The organism is Burkholderia sp. Ac-20379, assembly GCF_017104645.1.
Taxonomy (GTDB): domain Bacteria; phylum Pseudomonadota; class Gammaproteobacteria; order Burkholderiales; family Burkholderiaceae; genus Burkholderia.
This window is the reverse complement of sequence record NZ_JAAGPF010000683.1, coordinates 1-1478: the sequence shown is the minus strand read 5'-3', so window position 1 is coordinate 1478 and position 1478 is coordinate 1. Positions and strand designations below refer to the sequence as shown.

The window sequence follows — 1478 nt, the reverse complement described above, 5'->3', positions numbered from 1 at the left end:
CGCGCCCGCGTAGCCGGCCGGTATGTCGACGTTCGGGCGTGTGTAGTCGGGCAGCGTCGAGCAGGCGCCGAGCGACAGCGCGGCGAGGGCGGCGAGGGCGGTGGCTCGGGCTGCGGCGAGCGTGCGGCGGGCGGGGTGGAGGCGCGGTGCGGACATATCGGTGCGCCTCTCAGTGCCGGGCGGCCGGGGTTGCCGCGGTATTGGCCGTCGTTGCCGTCGTTGCCACCGTTGCCGACGGTGCCGGTGCCGATGCCGATGCCGATGCCGATGCCGATGCCGATGCCGATGCCGATGCCGATGCCGATGCCGCCGTCGCCGTCGAAGCCGTCGAAGCCGCCGTCGAAGCCGAAGCCGAAGCCCCATCGCCCGGCACCGCCGTGCGCGTCGTCGCCGTCACGCTGACCGGCGTGCCGGCCGCCAGCGAATCGCCCGGGTTGTCGATCACGCGGTCGCCCGCGCCGATCCCGCCGGTGATCTCCACGCGCGTGCCGAAATCGCGCCCGATCCGCACCTGCCGCAACGCGGTGCGCCCGTCCGCGCCGATCACCGCGACGGTCACGCCGTCGGGCCGGTACAGCAGTGCGCTGACCGGCAGCTCGAGCGCCGGGCTGGCGCTGGCGATGCTCAGATGCGCCTGCACATAGGCGCCCGGCATCAGCGTGCCGTCGCGGTTGTCCACGTCGATCTCGACGCGCAGCGTGCGCGTGGCCGGATCGATCGCGCCGCTGCTGCGCGCCACGCGCGCCGCGAAGCGCCGCCCCGGATATTGCGGCGAACCGAGGTACACGCCGGTGCCGGTCGTCACGTTCGCGGCGCTGTCCTGCGGCACGTCGACGAACACGCGCAACGTATCGGTCTGCTGAACATGGAACAGCTCGCCCGTCTGGCCGGGCGTGCCCGGCGTGCCGCCCGCCGTCACCAGCGTGCCGACGTCGACGTTGCGCGCCGTGACCACGCCCGCGAACGGCGCGCTGACCGTCTCGAACGACACGAGCTGCGCGAGGTGCGCGACGTTCGCCTGCGCGGCCGCGAGCAGCGCGCGCTTGGCGTTCATGTCGGCCGATTTGGTGTCGGCGTCCTGCTGCGAGACCGATTGCGTCTTCAGCATCTGCTGCCAGCGCGCGGCCGTAGATTTTGCGTAGTCGTAGTTGGCCTGCGCCACGGCCTCGTCGGCGCGCGCCTGCTTCAGTTGCGCGTCGAGATCGGGCGCGGCGATCCGCGCGAGCGTGTCGCCGGCCTTCACGTGCGCGCCGATGTCGGTCTGCCAGCGTTCGATATAGCCGCTGGTGCGCGCGTAGATCGCGGCGTCGGCGAACGGCGTCACCGCGCCGGGCAGGATCAGCTCCTGATCGGCCGGCGCACGGCCCGGCAGCACCACCGTGACGGGCAGCGTTTGCTGGGCCGCCACCTGCGCGTGCTGCGCGGCGCGCGCCGCCACGCGCGGCACGATGCCCACGGCGAGCAGCGCGGCGAAACCG

General features: G+C 73.4%; 1 protein-coding gene. It reads right to left on the bottom strand.

Translation table 11 applies throughout. The annotated features are described in order from the left end of the window. Positions 1 to 169: 169 nt before the first annotated feature. Positions 170 to 1478: efflux RND transporter periplasmic adaptor subunit (locus G3N92_RS33915; RefSeq protein ID WP_206131853.1), on the bottom strand; the 1309-nt coding region annotated here is incomplete at its 5' end.